This is a genomic window from Enterococcus sp. 3G1_DIV0629 (assembly GCF_002141285.1).
GTDB classification, from domain to species: domain Bacteria; phylum Bacillota; class Bacilli; order Lactobacillales; family Enterococcaceae; genus Enterococcus_B; species Enterococcus_B lactis.
The window spans coordinates 358595-374000 of record NZ_NGLI01000001.1 but is presented as its reverse complement, the minus strand read 5'-3'; the positions used below and the strand labels follow the sequence as shown (position 1 = coordinate 374000).

General features: G+C 39.3%; 16 protein-coding genes. All 16 read right to left on the bottom strand.

Annotated features, from left to right (window positions below):
* Positions 1-2: 2 nt before the first annotated feature.
* Positions 3-941: an HPr(Ser) kinase/phosphatase gene (gene hprK, locus A5816_RS01850; protein WP_002289568.1), complete on the bottom strand. Its 939-nt coding sequence runs from the start codon at positions 939-941 to the stop codon at positions 3-5.
* 165 nt (positions 942-1106) lie between these two features.
* A complete protein-coding gene (locus A5816_RS01845) occupies positions 1107-1457 on the bottom strand; it encodes a phage holin family protein (RefSeq protein ID WP_002289566.1) in 351 nt (116 codons plus the stop codon).
* On the bottom strand, positions 1457-1765 hold the full coding sequence (locus A5816_RS01840) for a PspC domain-containing protein (RefSeq protein WP_002292752.1): 309 nt from the start codon (positions 1763-1765) through the stop codon (positions 1457-1459). Before A5816_RS01840 ends, A5816_RS01845 begins: the two co-directional genes overlap by 1 nt.
* Positions 1766-1940: 175 nt before the next feature.
* Positions 1941-3509, bottom strand: a complete 1569-nt coding sequence (liaX, locus tag A5816_RS01835; RefSeq protein ID WP_025478457.1) for a daptomycin-sensing surface protein LiaX — start codon at positions 3507-3509, stop codon at positions 1941-1943.
* A 99-nt stretch (positions 3510-3608) separates the two neighbouring features.
* Positions 3609-4376, bottom strand: coding sequence for a YibE/F family protein (locus tag A5816_RS01830; protein ID WP_010732149.1), 768 nt, complete (start codon positions 4374-4376; stop codon positions 3609-3611).
* Entirely contained in the window at positions 4373-5407 is a 1035-nt protein-coding gene (locus tag A5816_RS01825) for a YibE/F family protein (protein ID WP_086310550.1), read from the bottom strand. Before A5816_RS01825 ends, A5816_RS01830 begins: the two co-directional genes overlap by 4 nt.
* A 191-nt stretch (positions 5408-5598) precedes the next feature.
* Positions 5599-6276 (bottom strand): phosphate signaling complex protein PhoU, encoded by a 678-nt coding sequence (phoU, locus tag A5816_RS01820; protein WP_002289490.1) that lies wholly within the window; start codon positions 6274-6276, stop codon positions 5599-5601.
* Positions 6277-6288: 12 nt separating this feature from the next.
* Positions 6289-7047 (bottom strand): phosphate ABC transporter ATP-binding protein PstB, encoded by a 759-nt coding sequence (gene pstB / locus A5816_RS01815; protein ID WP_002292757.1) that lies wholly within the window; start codon positions 7045-7047, stop codon positions 6289-6291.
* A gap of 15 nt (positions 7048-7062) precedes the next feature.
* Complete coding sequence (pstB, locus tag A5816_RS01810; RefSeq protein WP_002308601.1) at positions 7063-7869, bottom strand: phosphate ABC transporter ATP-binding protein PstB; 807 nt, start codon at positions 7867-7869, stop codon at positions 7063-7065.
* Between the two features lie 14 nt (positions 7870-7883).
* Positions 7884-8768, bottom strand: a complete 885-nt coding sequence (gene pstA / locus A5816_RS01805; protein WP_002400539.1) for a phosphate ABC transporter permease PstA — start codon at positions 8766-8768, stop codon at positions 7884-7886.
* The gene (gene pstC, locus A5816_RS01800) at positions 8768-9688 is read right to left on the bottom strand and encodes a phosphate ABC transporter permease subunit PstC (protein ID WP_002292761.1); all 921 of its coding nucleotides are present in this window, start codon (positions 9686-9688) and stop codon (positions 8768-8770) included. Before pstC ends, pstA begins: the two co-directional genes overlap by 1 nt.
* A 114-nt stretch (positions 9689-9802) precedes the next feature.
* Positions 9803-10660, bottom strand: coding sequence for a phosphate ABC transporter substrate-binding protein PstS (locus A5816_RS01795; protein ID WP_002400540.1), 858 nt, complete (start codon positions 10658-10660; stop codon positions 9803-9805).
* 336 nt (positions 10661-10996) lie between these two features.
* Positions 10997-12445 (bottom strand): cardiolipin synthase, encoded by a 1449-nt coding sequence (cls, locus tag A5816_RS01790; protein WP_002336560.1) that lies wholly within the window; start codon positions 12443-12445, stop codon positions 10997-10999.
* 151 nt (positions 12446-12596) lie between these two features.
* On the bottom strand, positions 12597-13481 hold the full coding sequence (gene ftsX, locus A5816_RS01785) for a permease-like cell division protein FtsX (RefSeq protein WP_002292767.1): 885 nt from the start codon (positions 13479-13481) through the stop codon (positions 12597-12599).
* Positions 13474-14160: a cell division ATP-binding protein FtsE gene (gene ftsE, locus A5816_RS01780; RefSeq protein WP_002292768.1), complete on the bottom strand. Its 687-nt coding sequence runs from the start codon at positions 14158-14160 to the stop codon at positions 13474-13476. Before ftsE ends, ftsX begins: the two co-directional genes overlap by 8 nt.
* 107 nt (positions 14161-14267) lie before the next feature.
* Positions 14268-15366, bottom strand: a protein-coding gene (gene prfB, locus A5816_RS01775) for a peptide chain release factor 2 (RefSeq protein ID WP_179189639.1) whose coding sequence is annotated in 2 segments (ribosomal slippage) — positions 14268-15293 and positions 15295-15366 — 1098 coding nt in all. Because the reading frame shifts where the segments join, the coding sequence is not laid out codon by codon here.
* Between the last annotated feature and the right edge of the window lie 40 nt (positions 15367-15406).

Genomic DNA, 15406 nt, shown 5'->3' with positions numbered 1-15406 from the left:
TGCTAGTCATTGCCTGAGTTTTCTTCAATCAAGCGACTTAATCTTTCTTCAAATGTTTTCGTTGCGTCAAAGCCCATTGTACGTGCGCGGAAATTCATCGCGGCTACTTCAATGATGATTGCAACGTTTCGTCCTGTTTTGACAGGGATTTTTATTTGTGGAATGCCCACTTCCGCGATTTCAACGGTCGTGTCTTCAGAGCCCAAACGGTCGTATTTCTTATCTTTCGCCCATGCTTCTAGATAAACAGCTAACTGGACTTGCATAGAGCCTCGTACCGCACTCGCACCGAAAAGATTCATTACATCAATGATCCCGATTCCTCGAATTTCAATCAGATGTTCCAGGATTTTAGGAGGTTCTCCGATTACCGTCAGTTCATCTTGCTGATAGACATCTACTCGATCGTCTGCAATCAATCGATGTCCGCGCTTAATCAGTTCCAACGCCGTTTCACTTTTCCCGATCCCACTGTCACCTTGAATTAGTACACCTAATCCGTAGACATCGACTAACACACCGTGGACACTTGTTCGAGGGGCTAAGCGCCCATCTAAATAACTAGATAATTCACCTAGCAGCCGGGATGTTGAGATGGGCGAACGCAGCACAGCTATCCCATTTTCATTGGCTGCTTGGATCATTTCTTCCGGAGCCGGCAATCCTCTTGAAATAATAAATGCGGGCATATCTTCACTACATAATCTTCTCATGATGATCAAACGCTCTTCTGGGATCATCCGTTCCGCAAAACTGATTTCTTTACTGCCAAATAGCTGTAAACGATTATGGGAATAATAATTAAAATAACCGGTCAACTCTAGTCCTGGGCGTGAGATGTCCCCAGTCACGATGACGCGGTCTAAACTTTTCTCGTCGCCTGTGACGATTTCTAAAGATAATTTTTTTACTAATTGGCTAACTTTTACAACTTCTGACATTCATGCTACCTCATTTCTATTAGAGTGTTCTCTATCATTTTATCATTGTCTAGCCAAAAGTACTACCAATTAAAAAAAACGTTTTTATTTAATTACTAATGTAATAGAAAACGCATTCTTGATCCTAAACAAAAAAGCTGTGCCGAGATCTCGGCACAGCTTTTTTTATTTTCTGCTGTTATGTTCACTAACAATTACATTGACAAGTGACATCAAGATAGCTACTAACAATGCTGCACCAAATGAAGAAAAACTAAAATGTTCTGCTCCTACAAAAAAGGACGTCATTTTAAGAATCGCTGCATTGATAACAAACGTAAACAATCCCAATGTGACTAATGTAAAGGGCAGGGACAGGATCGTCAAAATCGGTTTGACAAACATGTTCAACACAGATAATACGAAGCTGGCAAGAACGGCCGTCCAAATACTGCTCACATGGACCATCGCAGGAAAAAGAACAGCCAACGATATGAATGTTAACGTATTAACCAAAATACGCTGAAAGTACGACATTAAAAGTCACTCCATTCGTCATCATCGATTTTTTCCGCTTCTTTGCGTTTTTTTGTTTGTTCACGATAATTGTTTTTTTCATAATATGCATTGTTATGTCCATAGTTTGTTCGTGCAGAACGCGCAGATGGGATAATCAAAGCTAATAAAATGTATAAAATGATTGGACTTCCAAAAGCAACTAAGCTTAGGAATACATAAAGCACACGGATAACAGTGGGATCAATCCCGATATATTCCCCAATCCCTGCTAAAGTACCTGTCAAAACAACATTTTTATTGGATTTTGTCAACTTTTTTTTCATCATGTCTCACCTCTGTTCTACTATTTTAAATGAAGAAAATCGTTGTGACAACCTTCTTCTTAATCGGTGTTCAAGAGATAGCCTATCAGCAATAAGGCACAATTTTGTAAAATAGGGGAAGCTATTTTACAAAATCGCTTCTTATTGCTCAAGGCTGAACACCTCTTTCACAACCTCTTTATTTATCTGTATCTTTTAAATAGATACTTCCTGTTGTCGTTGAAAGTTGCACTTGTGCGATTTCATCATCTGAAACACGACGGAATTGCAACATTTGGTTTGTCCGTTCTTTTTTCTCACGAACTACTTCGTAATTGGACAGACGGCTGTTGATGCTTCCAAGACTTGTTTTAGCGTGTCCTTCCAAACCGATGCTATCTGGTAAAGCAACTTTGACATTCCCGTTCACTGAACTTGCTTCTACTTTTTTCAAATTATCTTCTTTAATCGTAAGACGTACATCACCATTTACTAAAGACACCGAAAGGTTTTCTGGTGTCGCACCAAATGTCACTGTGCCGTTTACTGTTTCGATAATAGAATCTAAGATGTTCCCGTTTCGAATATCGATATTGCCGTTTACACCTTCTACTTCCAACATCGTTGCAGTTAATTGGTCCACGATGATGTTCCCATTCGTAGATTTTGTATAAATATCTTTAGCTTCCAATGTCTCAATCATGATGTTGCCATTTAGAAGTTTGATAGCTGCATGGTCGTATACTCGTTTAGGTAAGTAGAAAACAAGGTCTGCACGCACACGCTTATTTGGAATTTGGAAGGAGATATGATCTTCATTGACCTCAATCTGGCTCCGTTCAGAGAATGCTTCAAATGGTTCAGCACCCATTTTTCCGTAAAGTTTGATCTTAGCTTCCACTTTCACATCATCACTGTCCCACGTTTTTAACGTCACGTTTCCGTTTGCTGCCTTGATATCAAGGATACTTGCTGCAGGAGCTTCATAGTAAAATTCATGTTCAAATTTCGTTGTCGCAATTCCAGGGACACGTAAGCTGACATCTTTCCATTCCATGTTGTCATTTACTGTTTCTGAAACAGTTTGGAATGTTTTCTTCAAGAATTTGCCTAACTGTGATCCAGCTTCTGACATTTTTTCGCCTACTTGATTCAGCGTATCCGTCGCTTGATCTTTCCAATCATCTGGCAATTCAAACTTATCCGTAAACGTCTCTTTTTTCTCAGACCATTGGTTCTTGCGGATATCTTTTAATTCTGCTTCCAGCTTCAATTGTTCTTCTAATAGTGTATCGCCGGTTGCTTCTAACTCTTTGATTTCTGCTTCTAACGTTTGACGCTGTGCTAATTCTTCTTCTGTCAATTCGCCTAATTCTTCTTTTGTATTCAGCTGCATCAATGCTTCCTGTTTCTCATTGCGTGCTGCCTTATTGTCAGCGAATTGAGCATTTACTTCGTCTAGACGCGCCGAAGTTTTATTCGCTTCAGTTGCTAGTTCATCTAAGATCTTTTCTAAGTTTTCTTGATCTTGTCTTTCTTTTTCTTTTGGATCAACTGGCTCAGAAATTTTTTCTTCACCGTTTTCAAGTTCATCGATCAATTGACTTGCCTGATCTTTTTCTTTATGACTAGCAGTTACCTTGTCTGCTTCTTTTTTGATTTGTTTTTCGTCTTTTTCAGTTGCCATGCTTTCTAATAAATCTAAGCCTTCTTCAGTCGAAAGGATTCCTTTTTTCACTAAGTCTAAAATACGTTCTCTTTCTTTCATGGAAATTGCCTCCTTAAGCAAAATTGTTTGCAAGCTTTTCCTTACATCCATATTATGCACTGATTCAGTAAAAATGTCATAGGACTTAAGTTGTAACTTTTACTCCATCTTGAGATGTTCTTTCTTTTTTGTAAAGAGATATGCTGTAGTCACGCAAGTTAAGGGCAGGACAAGTAGTGCGGCCAATGTGGTAAGGATAGCCATCGTATATTCCAAGACAAATGATTTTTCATTGATTATTTGCTGAAAAGGAATGTCTAAATCAATAAACCAAAGAATCAACGCTAAAGAACTCCCCATAAACGCAAAAAGAAGAGTCATCACTGTTGACGCCAATATTTTTTTAGCAATGGCAAAACTAGCATGGCGCAATTGGTTAAAAGACAATTGCGGATTTGCCTGATATACTTCGAATGTTCCACTAGAAATCGCTACACTCGCATCTAAAACAGCACCGCTAAGACTGATCAGAAGCAACGACCTCGTAAGTAGTCTAAAATCAATTGCTAACGTCTTATCTAAGCCAGATAGTTCTTCTAGTTCTATCGAAGTAAACCCTTGGATCGCTAAAAAATCAGTGATAGGAAGCAATAGTAGGAAACAAAACAAAAAGATCAGTATACTGGCAAAAGCGGCTCGCATTTTCAGATTATAACCGTTGATAAAAAATAAGATAACCACAGCGATCAATAGGAACCCTATAATCGACAATACCAATATCGGCCACTTCTGATGATAGCCGAATAATAATAGGAAAAAGATTCCTAAATTAATGAATAATCCTAAAAGAATATACATACCTTGCGTACCGCCGACAAATAGCACACTGATTGCGAAAATTCCAACAAGTATAATAAGTACATTCATTTTTTTAACCTCCTTACAGCGAGAAAAAAGAGGACCGCGATAGGGATTGATAATACTATTCCTAAGCTGCCAGCAATGACGCGTAAAAATTCTAGTGATAAATGTTGTTCTACCGTTTCTTTGAAAGACCAATGATTTCCTAAATATAACAGAAGCGATGGAATCGCTCCGCTGATATAGACGAATAAAAGGATATTAGCCATCGAACCAATCACATCTCGGCCCACTTGCCTTCCTGAAAGCCATAACTGTTTCGCTGATATTTTCGGTTGTTGCTTGGTCAATTCTTCTAATGTCGCAATGACTGTGATCACGGTATCGAGTGTCCCTCCAGCTGTCCCAATCAGCACGCTGGAAAGAAAAACAGAACGATACGGTCGTGTCAGATAATTCAGTTCTTCATAGCGCAGTCCTTGATCTTTCCAATGATTCATTGTCAAAAGACAAATAAAAAATGCTAAAAAAACACTTGTAACTGCAGCCGAAATTTTGATTATACTGCTTCTATTCCATCCGTCTAACGCCAATATACTAACGATTATCCCTATAACGACAAATAAGATTGCTATATTTAAGAGAGAGATACCTTCTGTTTTGGTAAAGAGGAGCAACAAAAGTAAAAGTAAAACGATGTTGACGATGAGACTTCCTAAAGCAAATACGCCCTGTTTTCCACCAATAAGCAACATGGTACCAATGAAGATACTTGTAAAGAAAAAAAGCCAGCCATCATTTTTTTTCGCTACTAGTTGCCATTCATCTCCATGCATTTGGACAAGATAGATTTGTCTTGTTGTTATATTTGCTGTTTCGATTTGATTTTTTTGATAAGGAGCCGATAAAGAAATCACTTCTCCTTTTTGGTCCGTGTTCATCAATCTTCCTGTAATCAATTGCTGATCCTCTTCTATTCTCACTCTTTCGATCTCGATGACAGGTACGTCATATAGAGCAGCTTGACGCTGAATAAACCATGAAGCAAGTATACAAATAAAAAATAGAGTGATGATGATGCCAATCTTTTTTTGCATTCTTTATCCTTTCTATTGAAATAATGAAAAGGGTTTGTGACATGTTTTGTCACAAACCCTTTTCCCGAATAAACGGTATTCAAAAGCTTGCATCTGCGGTAATAAGTCCAACCAAACGAAAAATAGGAGGAGCTATTTTTGTTTGACTGTTCTTATGACTTGATGCAGGACAGCTTTTTCACAACTTCAGTTTAGAAAATCTCATTGTGGTTCGTATTTAATTCAGTGATTTTCCCTGTAGCCAAGTAGACGATCCATTCACAGATGTTTGTCACATAGTCTCCGATTCGTTCTAGATAACTGGCAACATTCAAATAGTCTGTTCCACTGATGACTGTTTCAGGATTTTCTTGCATGTTTTTGATGGTTGCATTATAGATTCGATTGAAATAGTCATTGACTCTTTGATCCATATTGGCGATCGTACGCGCGTCTTTTTCGTCTGTTTTGACATATGCAACTAGGACGTTGTCCACCATTTTTTTCACGTAATCGGACATATCGGAGATCTCTTTTTCGATTTCCGGTATTCTCGTCTGTCCTTTTACGCGGATTGTGGATTTAGCAACGGATACCGCATGATCGGCCATACGTTCTAAATCAGAGCTAGCTTTCATGACTGTGATAATCATACGCAAGTCAGTTGTAACTGGCTGTTGTAATGCAATCATTTCAAAACTTTTTTTCTCCAAACGCGTTTCCATATTATTGATATTTATATCGTTTTCGATAACTTCTTGGGCTAAGATTTTATCGTGTTTGATGTATGCACGAACTGACTTGTGCACAGCGCTGCTCACCATCATCCCCATTTCGTAGAACTGATTATGGAGATTCAGCAATTCTTCTTCAAATTGTGTACGTAGCATTCCGTTTCCTCCTTATCCAAATCGACCTGAAATATAATCTTCTGTCTCTTGTTTTTCTGGATTCATGAATATCTTCTTCGTATCGTTGTATTCGATCAAGTGACCATCTAAAAAGAATGCCGTCTTATCTGAAATACGTGAAGCTTGAGACATATTATGGGTCACGATGATCATCGTATACCGCTCTCTTAATTCTAACAGCATACTTTCGATTTTCCCAGTAGAAACAGGGTCAAGTGCACTTGTTGGTTCGTCCAATAAGATGATTTCGGGATTCACTGCCAAAACACGTGCGATACATACACGCTGCTGCTGCCCACCGGATAAAGACAAGGCACTTTTATGCAGTTTATCCTTCACATCCTCCCAAACGGACGCTGCCTTCAGACTTTCTTCCACTACTTGATCAAGGACTTTTTTATCTTTTTCTCCTTTTAACTTCAATCCATAGATGACATTTTCATAAATAGAAAAAGGAAATGGATTTGGCTGCTGGAAGACCATGCCGATTTCTTTTCTTAGTTCAACAACATCTGTTTTCGGACCATAGATGTCTTTGTCTTTATATAAAACACTTCCGGTGATCGTTACATTTGGAATCAGATCGTTCATTCGATTCAACGAACGTAGATAGGTAGATTTCCCGCAACCAGAAGGACCGATCATCGCTGTGATTTCACCTTGATTGAAACTTAGATCGATTCCCTTTAGTGCTTCTTTCTTTCCATAATACAGATGAAGATCTTTGGATGAGATAATTTCTTTTGTCATGTTGAGGCCTCCGTCTTAACCAAAATGACCGGACACATAATCTTCGGTTGCCTGAATTTTTGGTCTGGTAAATATCTTGTTTGTTTTGTCATATTCCATTACTTTTCCTAGATAGAAAAAGGCAGTATAGTCACTGATACGAGCTGCTTGTTGCATATTATGCGTCACGATGATGATCGTGTAGTCTTCTTTCAAGTTTACAAGTGTTTCTTCAACCGTTCCTGTCGAAATAGGATCCAAGGCACTTGCCGGCTCGTCTAACAGCAAGATATCAGGTTTCATCGCGATTGCACGAGCGATACACAAACGTTGCTGTTGTCCGCCAGATAAAGCCAAGGCACTTTTATCCAAGCTATCTTTTACTTGATCCCACAAAGCTGCTTGTTTCAAGCTTGTTTCAACGATTTCATCTAATTTCTTTTTGTTTTTTTCACCATGCTGTTTCAAAGCAAAAGTTATATTGTCATAAATCGATTTGCTAAAAGGGTTAGGGCGTTGGAACACCATGCCGATCCGTTTGCGCATTTCATAAACATCCACTTGAGGCGCATTGATATCCACGTCTTTATACATGATCTTTCCAGTGATTTTCGTATTAGCAATCCCATCATTCATACGATTCAAAGAACGAAGATACGTGGATTTTCCGCAGCCAGAGGGGCCAATCAATGCAGTGATCTTATTTTTTTCGAACTCTAGATCCACTCCCTTGATTGCTTCATTGTCGCCATACCAAACATGCAGATCATTCGTATATAATGCTACTTCCTTATCTTTTGGCATGGTAATGACATTTGTTTCATTCCAATTATATTTTTTCATCTTACTTCTTCTCCTTAGGCTGAAGTCATTTTTCGGTATAATCGTTTGCCAATCGCACGAGCGCCGAAGTTGAACAGTAAAACAGCAATGATCAACACGGCAGAAGCACCAGCCGAAACAGAAACACCATCAGGCATCGTACCTTCTGTGTTGATTTTCCAAATATGGACAGCCAGTGTTTCAGCTTGACGGAAAATGCTGATCGGACTAGAAACACTTAATGGATTCCAGTTCGTAAAATCTAATGCTGGCGCGCTTTGACCAGCTGTATAAATCAGTGCGGCAGCTTCACCAAAAATTCTTCCTGAACTTAGGATCACACCAGTCAAAATTCCTGGTGTCGCTTCTGGAACAACCACTTTTATCACTGTTTCCCAGCGTGACAAACCTAACGCCAATCCAGCTTCTCGTTGTGTGTAATGGACCGCTTGTAAAGATTCCTCGACCGTTCGAGTCAAAAGAGGCAAGTTGAATACGGTCAAAGCCAATGCACCAGAAATGATTGAGAAACCATACTGGAATTGAATAACGAAAACCAAGAAACCGAATAAACCGACAACAACAGAAGGCAAAGAGCTCAAGATCTCGATAGACGTACGAATCACATCTGTCACCCAATTTTTACCAGCATATTCCGAAAGATAGATACCCGCACCTAAAGAAATAGGAAAACTGATGATCATGGTAATCAAAAGCAAATAAATCGAGTTAAACAGTTGAATCCCGATCCCACCGCCTTCTTGGTAGGCTTTTGAAGGTTCAGTCAAGAAAGACCATGAAATGTGCGGTATTCCTCGAACTAAGATATAAAGTAATAAAGCTGCTAAGATCAATACGATGATCCCTGAAACCACATATAGAACACCTGTAGCAATTTTATCTGAGCGTTTTGCGTTCATTATTTCAGCTCTCCTTTCTTCCCAATCATACGGATCACGATATTAAAGAATAATGACATCAATAGCAAGATCAGCGCTAATGACCATAACACATTATTTTCCACTGTTCCCATGATTGTATTTCCGATTCCCATTGTCAAGATGGACGTCAATGTAGAAGCAGGAGTAGTAAGTCCTGTTGGCATTAATGCCGCATTACCAATAACCATTTGGATAGCTAAGGCTTCGCCAAACGCACGAGCCATACCAAAAACGACTGCTGTTAAAATCCCGGGCACTGCTGCTCGCAGCACCACTTTGTAGATTGTTTGCCATCTTGTGGCACCTAGCGCTAATGAAGCTTCCCGATAGTGCCGTGGCACTGCCTTTAATGCATCCACAGTCATCGTTGTGACAGTCGGTAAGATCATAACGAATAACACAAATGTACCAGCTAAGATACCGAACCCTGTCCCGCCAAAGATACTTCTGACAAAAGGCACGATAACAGATAAACCGATAAACCCGTAAACGACAGACGGAATACCTACAAGTAGCTCGATGACTGGCTGCAAGATCTTCGTTCCGTTTTTAGGAGAAATCTCCGTCATGAATACTGCTGCTCCAATAGCAAATGGTGTGGCAACAATAGCAGATAAAAAGGTCACAATAAATGAACCTGTGATCATAGGCAATGCCCCTACCATGGGTTTCCCATTGGCTCCGATTTGGCTCGGATTCCAATCTGTACCAAACAGAAAATCAAATACATTGATCTTATCAGTAAAAAAGGTGGCCAATCCTTTACTAGCGACAAAATAAAAAATAGATAATACAACCAACACGATCAGCGCGATACATAAAAAACTAATAAATTTTCCGCGCTGTTCCATTTTTGAACGTTTTGATTTTGTTAATAATACTTTTTTCACATCTTCCACAGATGACTCCCCCTTAATCAGGTTTAACATACTCACTCAGTGTACAAATTGAACATCAATTTGGTTTTAATAACATGTAAAAGTTTAGCTAAGTTTGTAAATTTTGTGTAAAGATTACTCTTTAACAATGTTTCCTTGCCAATCACGTTCAACTTTCATATGTGAAACAGGGATATAGCCTAGCTCTCCGACAATATTATCTTGTACTTCTTCAGATAAGATATAGTCTAAAAATTCTTTTGTCAGTTTTTTTGGATGGTCTCTTGTGTACATATGCTCATATGCCCAAATCGTCCATTTGTTCGTTGTCACATTTTCGTCTGTCGGTTCCACACCGTTAACATTCAACGTATCCACATCATCGGAAACGTAAGAAAAAGCAACATAGCTGATTGCTCCGGGTGTGTCCGCAACGATTTGGCGCACCATTCCGCTTGAATCTTGTTCCTGTGCCTGAACAGCTGTTTCTCCGTCCAATACCCATTTTTCAAACGTACTACGGGTCCCGCTTCCTGATGCACGGTTCAATATAACTACTGGCTGATCTTTCCCACCGACTTCACTCCAGTTTTTGATCTCGCCCGTAAATAATTTTTTCAGGTTTTCCATACTGATATCTTTTACGCCAATATCCTTGTTCACAATAGGAGTGATTCCAACAACTGCTACTCGATGATCGACTAATGCCGAAGCATCAATCCCTGATTTTTCTTCCGCGAATAAATCAGAATTTCCGATATCGACTGCTCCTGACTGTACTTGAGACAAACCAGTTCCGCTTCCGCCCCCTTGTACATTGATGAATTTTCCAGGATTTTCTGTCTGGTAGGTTTCAGCAACCGTTTCTACTAAAGGCTGTAAGGCAGAAGAGCCAACTGCAGTAATGGATTCTCCTCGATCAATCCACTTTGAACAGCCTGATAAAAGAATAGCTAATCCTATTATTGGTAAGAATAATTTTAGTTTTTTCATTAGAAATCTCCTTTAATCCTAAAGTATATTTATTCTATCATTTTCATTACTTGATGAAAACGAATCAAAATCATTAAATAACAAAATAAATTCTCATAATTGCAAAAAAAGCTATCTCATTAAAAGTTTCTATGCTATACTGGCTTTGAAATGTGTCTCTTTTAATAGCATATATTAGCTTATTTCTTGCTTTCCCCAAAAAACAAGAGATACCCCAAAGTTAATTTCGCTCATGCGAGACGCTTTCTCCATTTCTGACGTACTCTCAGAAATGGCCCCGAGAGAAAAGGACACGAGATCTCCATCTATTGATGGCTCTCCTGTCCTTTTTGTATTTTAAAGGAGCGGCGAAATCAGTCTTGCTAATCCTTCTTTCATCTTAATCATCATTCCTCGGTTTTCATACACTTCTTTTGTGAGATGCGTCGAAATCTTTGAATCTTCAAAGAATGCTTTTCTTACGCGTGAAGCCATTCGTTCATCATAGATCAGTGTATTGACCTCAAAATCCAATCTAAATGAGCGAACGTCGATATTAGCTGAACCAACGGAAACGATGCCGCCATCGATAATCATCGTCTTTGCATGGATAAATCCATTTTCATATGTTTCAATTCTTGCCCCATACTCGATCAGCTCTGCAGCGAAAGAATACGTTGCCCAGTAAACGAGAAGATGATCTGGTTTGTTAGGTATTTGGATATGGACTTTTACGCCTGAGAGAAGAGCTAACTTCAATGCCTCATGAATCGATCCATCCGGTATGTAATACGGCGTTTGGATCAATATCTCCCGTTTGGCTAACGAAATCATTTTCAAATATGTCATTTTGATTTGTTCATGTTCGGTATCTGGTCCGCTTGTCACGATTTGAACAGCCATATCACCTGTAGAATGAATGGTCGGGAAAAATTCCGGTGAATAACCTACTTCTTTTGTATGCTGAGAATTCCAGTCCATCAAAAAACGGTTTTGCAAGGTGTAAACCGCTTCTCCGTAGATACGCAAATGATTGTCTCGCCAATAACCAAATTTCTTTACCAATCCTAGATATTCGTTCCCAACATTGAACCCACCTGTATATCCGATTTTCCCATCAATCACTACGATTTTACGATGATTGCGATAATTGATTCGAGGATTGATATACGGAACGAATAGAGGAAAGAAAAATGCGACTTCTCCGCCAGCTTTTTTTAAATTCTGAAAAAAACTAGAAGAAACTTGTGTGGAACCCCATGCATCAAGAAGGACTCTGACTTTTACTCCGCGTCTTGCTGCCTCTGTCAATGCCTCTCGAACTTCTTCACCTAATGCATCACTGCGGTAAATATAATACTGGAAATGGATGTGGTCTTCTGCCTGTTTGATATCCTCGATCAGCGCATCGAATTTTTCACGACCATCTGTAAATAAAGTGATTTCATTTTTAGTCGTATAAAGCGTACTTTCAAATACAGTAAGCATATAGATCAATTGTTTCACATCTACTTGTCCAGTAGGCGGATGAGGGTAAAGACCTCGCATCAATGCTTGTTTGTCTTCTTCGATTTCTAGATTCTTACCGATTTTCCCTTGGATCTTCAAATCAAAGATTTTCTCTTTGGAAATCCCTCTTCCTAAAAAAATATATAAAATAAATCCTACAACTGGAATGAACATCAAAACGAGCAGCCATGCCCATGTTTGCGCAGTTTCCTTTCTTTCTCGAAAAACGATAATAAAGGAAAGCAAAATATTCATAATCAAAAGGATCGTAAAAAAATTGTCAACGATAATTTTCACGGCTTCACCTCTTTTTCTACCAACTTAAGAATACCCAAGTTGTTTTTTAAAGTAAAGGGAAAAAAGCCGCCCCATTTACTCCACCTAGCCAATAAAAAAAGAAAGCTGGAACGAAATCGTCCAACTTTCTGATTATATTTATCTTGTGGCACTAGAATTTCAAGAAACGTCTCATAGAGATGATCGAGCCGAGTGAACCAATGATCACACCAATACCGACCATCAAAAGATTGATTTTCCAAACGATATTTTCTGGATGGATCAATGAATAATGAGATCGTAATAATGACGGATTGATCAATTGGTAAAACCATGCGTAACCAAATGTAATGATCAGTATCGGAAGAATGGCACCGATTAAGCCGATCCAACCACCTTCAAGGAAAAATGGCCAGCGGATATATCCATTTTTTGCCCCTACTAAACGCATGATTTGGATTTCACGCTGTCTAGATAAAATCGTGATCCGAATCGTGTTAGAAATGAGAAACATTGCTACAAACAACAGCAATGCCGCCGCAACTAATCCCCATGTTCGAACTGCACCAGCAATTTGGAAAATCCGATCTGAGGAAGCCCCACCGTAATCAGAACGGGAAACATTCTTCAAATCTGCCGCTTTTTCTGCTACTTGTTTTGTATAAGAAGGATCGGTAGCACTTACTACGTATACATCATATAACGGGTTATTATCCCCTTCAAACAATTTCCAAGAATCACCCATTTCGTTTTGGATTTTCTTCAATTCCTGTTCTTTGCTTGAAAATTCGACTTTCTTGACATGATCTAAGTCATTTAATTCTTTTTCTAGTTTTTTCATCTCTTCGTCTTTTGTACCAATGTCTACGAACACAGATACATCCACGTTTCCTTCTATATCTTGTGCTAATTTGGTTGCGTTCATGATGACCGCCATGAATACGCCAACTAAAGTCAACGTGATCGTTACCGCACTGACTGAAGCGACTGTCATCCAGCCGTTACGTTTCAAACTCTTGATACTTTCTAATAAATGGCGGAAAAAGGTTCTAATCATCGTATCCATATTCCCCTTCCGCTTGGTCTCGAATAATGCGGCCGTTTTCGATAGCAATTACTCGGTGTCGAATCGTATTTACGATCGTACTGTTATGTGTAGCCATCACGACAGTTGTTCCTTGTGCATTGATCCGATCTAATAGTTTCATGATTTCCCATGAGTTTTCCGGATCCAGATTCCCTGTCGGTTCATCCGCGATAAGTACTTTAGGCGTATTTACGATTGCTCGGGCAATAGAAACACGTTGTTGTTCCCCACCAGATAATTCGCTAGGAAAGACTCGGACTTTGTGTTTCAAACCAACAAGATCCAGCACTTCCATTACTCGTTTTTTGATATCCCGAGGTTTTCTGCCGATAACTTGCATGGCGTACGCAACATTTTCATATACTGTTTTTCTTGGCAATAATTTATAGTCTTGGAACACCACGCCGATTTCTCTGCGTAGATAAGGAACTTCGCGGTTTTTGATGGCTATTAGATCATGACCTGCGACGTTCAAAGTTCCTTTTGAAGCTTTTTCTTCTCGATACATCAATTTGATGAATGTAGATTTACCAGCTCCAGACGGACCAACAACATAAACAAACTCTCCTTGTTCGATGACAATCGAGAGATTGCGGATAGCAGTGGTACCGTTTGAGTACTTCTTCATTACATCCTTCATTTCAATCATGGCGTTCTCTCCATATCTTTTTCAGTCTTTAGCTATTATAGCATGGCAATGTTTCAACTTGCTTGCAAAATCTTACAATTTTATTTCAATTTAACAAAGGGCTCTTATTACAGATGCATTTTCAAATAGCCGTCAATAAATAAATCAAGATCTCCATCCATAACAGCTTGGACATTTCCTGTCTCTACGTTTGTCCGATGGTCTTTTACCATAGAATATGGATGGAAAACATAAGAACGGATCTGTGATCCCCAGCCGATTTCTTTTTGTTCTCCTCGCAGTGCAGCTGCTTCTTGTTCTTTCTTTTCCACTTCTAATTGGTAAAGCTTAGCTTTCAGCATCCCCATCGCTTGTTCACGGTTTTTCAATTGTGAACGTTGTGCCTGACTCGCTACTACTGTTCCTGTAGGCAAGTGAGTGATTCGTACAGCGGATTCTGTCTTATTGATGTGCTGACCACCTGCGCCACTTGCCCGATATGTGTCGATCTTCAAATCATCTGGATTGATTTCTATATCGATCGTTTCATCAAGCTCTGGCATCACATCTACCGAACAAAAAGAAGTATGACGTCGTTTCGCTGAGTCAAAAGGCGAGATACGTACAAGGCGATGAACACCTTTTTCTGATTTCAGATAACCAAATGCGTTGTGTCCTTTGATCAGTAGGGTCACACTCTTGATTCCTGCTTCATCACCTGCTTGATAATCTAGTGTCTCTACTTGATACCCATGCTGCTCTGCCCAGCGTGTATACATACGTAAAAGCATACTGCCCCAATCTTGGGACTCCGTTCCGCCAGCCCCTGGATGCAATTCAACGATGGCGTTGTTTCGATCATAAGGACCATCTAACAACATAGATAATTCATATGTCTTCATTTTTTCATCTAGCGCATTGATACGTGTTTCTGCTTCTTCTTGCATTGCTGCATCAGGTTCTTCCTGCAACATCTCCACCATCAATTCGATTTCTTCCAGTTCTTCAGCAAGAGAATGGAATTGATCATAGGTCTCTTTATTTGCATTATTTTCACTGATCACTTTTTGAGCAGCTTCGCTATCATCCCAAAAACCAGGTTCAGCCATTTTTGCTTCTGCTTCCGCAATGTCTTCTTCCAGCTGGTCTAAGTCAAAGAGACCTCCTGAAGCTTGTGACCTTTTCCTGCATTTCTGTCAGGAGATTTCGAATTTCGGATATTTCCATGTTTTTTTCCTTCTTTCACTATACTTTTTTCATTATATCT

What these genes read in the sequence shown, in the direction of transcription:
- hprK (WP_002289568.1), bottom strand. Translation starts at nt 941, where the DNA reads ATGTCAGAAGTTGTAAAAGTTAGCCAATTAGTAAAAAAATTATCTTTA.
- A5816_RS01845 (WP_002289566.1), bottom strand. Translation starts at nt 1,457, where the DNA reads ATGTCGTACTTTCAGCGTATTTTGGTTAATACGTTAACATTCATATCG.
- A5816_RS01840 (WP_002292752.1), bottom strand. Translation starts at nt 1,765, where the DNA reads ATGATGAAAAAAAAGTTGACAAAATCCAATAAAAATGTTGTTTTGACA.
- liaX (WP_025478457.1), bottom strand. Translation starts at nt 3,509, where the DNA reads ATGAAAGAAAGAGAACGTATTTTAGACTTAGTGAAAAAAGGAATCCTT.
- A5816_RS01830 (WP_010732149.1), bottom strand. Translation starts at nt 4,376, where the DNA reads ATGAATGTACTTATTATACTTGTTGGAATTTTCGCAATCAGTGTGCTA.
- A5816_RS01825 (WP_086310550.1), bottom strand. Translation starts at nt 5,407, where the DNA reads ATGCAAAAAAAGATTGGCATCATCATCACTCTATTTTTTATTTGTATA.
- phoU (WP_002289490.1), bottom strand. Translation starts at nt 6,276, where the DNA reads ATGCTACGTACACAATTTGAAGAAGAATTGCTGAATCTCCATAATCAG.
- pstB (WP_002292757.1), bottom strand. Translation starts at nt 7,047, where the DNA reads ATGACAAAAGAAATTATCTCATCCAAAGATCTTCATCTGTATTATGGA.
- pstB (WP_002308601.1), bottom strand. Translation starts at nt 7,869, where the DNA reads ATGAAAAAATATAATTGGAATGAAACAAATGTCATTACCATGCCAAAA.
- pstA (WP_002400539.1), bottom strand. Translation starts at nt 8,768, where the DNA reads ATGAACGCAAAACGCTCAGATAAAATTGCTACAGGTGTTCTATATGTG.
- A5816_RS01795 (WP_002400540.1), bottom strand. Translation starts at nt 10,660, where the DNA reads ATGAAAAAACTAAAATTATTCTTACCAATAATAGGATTAGCTATTCTT.
- ftsX (WP_002292767.1), bottom strand. Translation starts at nt 13,481, where the DNA reads ATGATTAGAACCTTTTTCCGCCATTTATTAGAAAGTATCAAGAGTTTG.
- ftsE (WP_002292768.1), bottom strand. Translation starts at nt 14,160, where the DNA reads ATGATTGAAATGAAGGATGTAATGAAGAAGTACTCAAACGGTACCACT.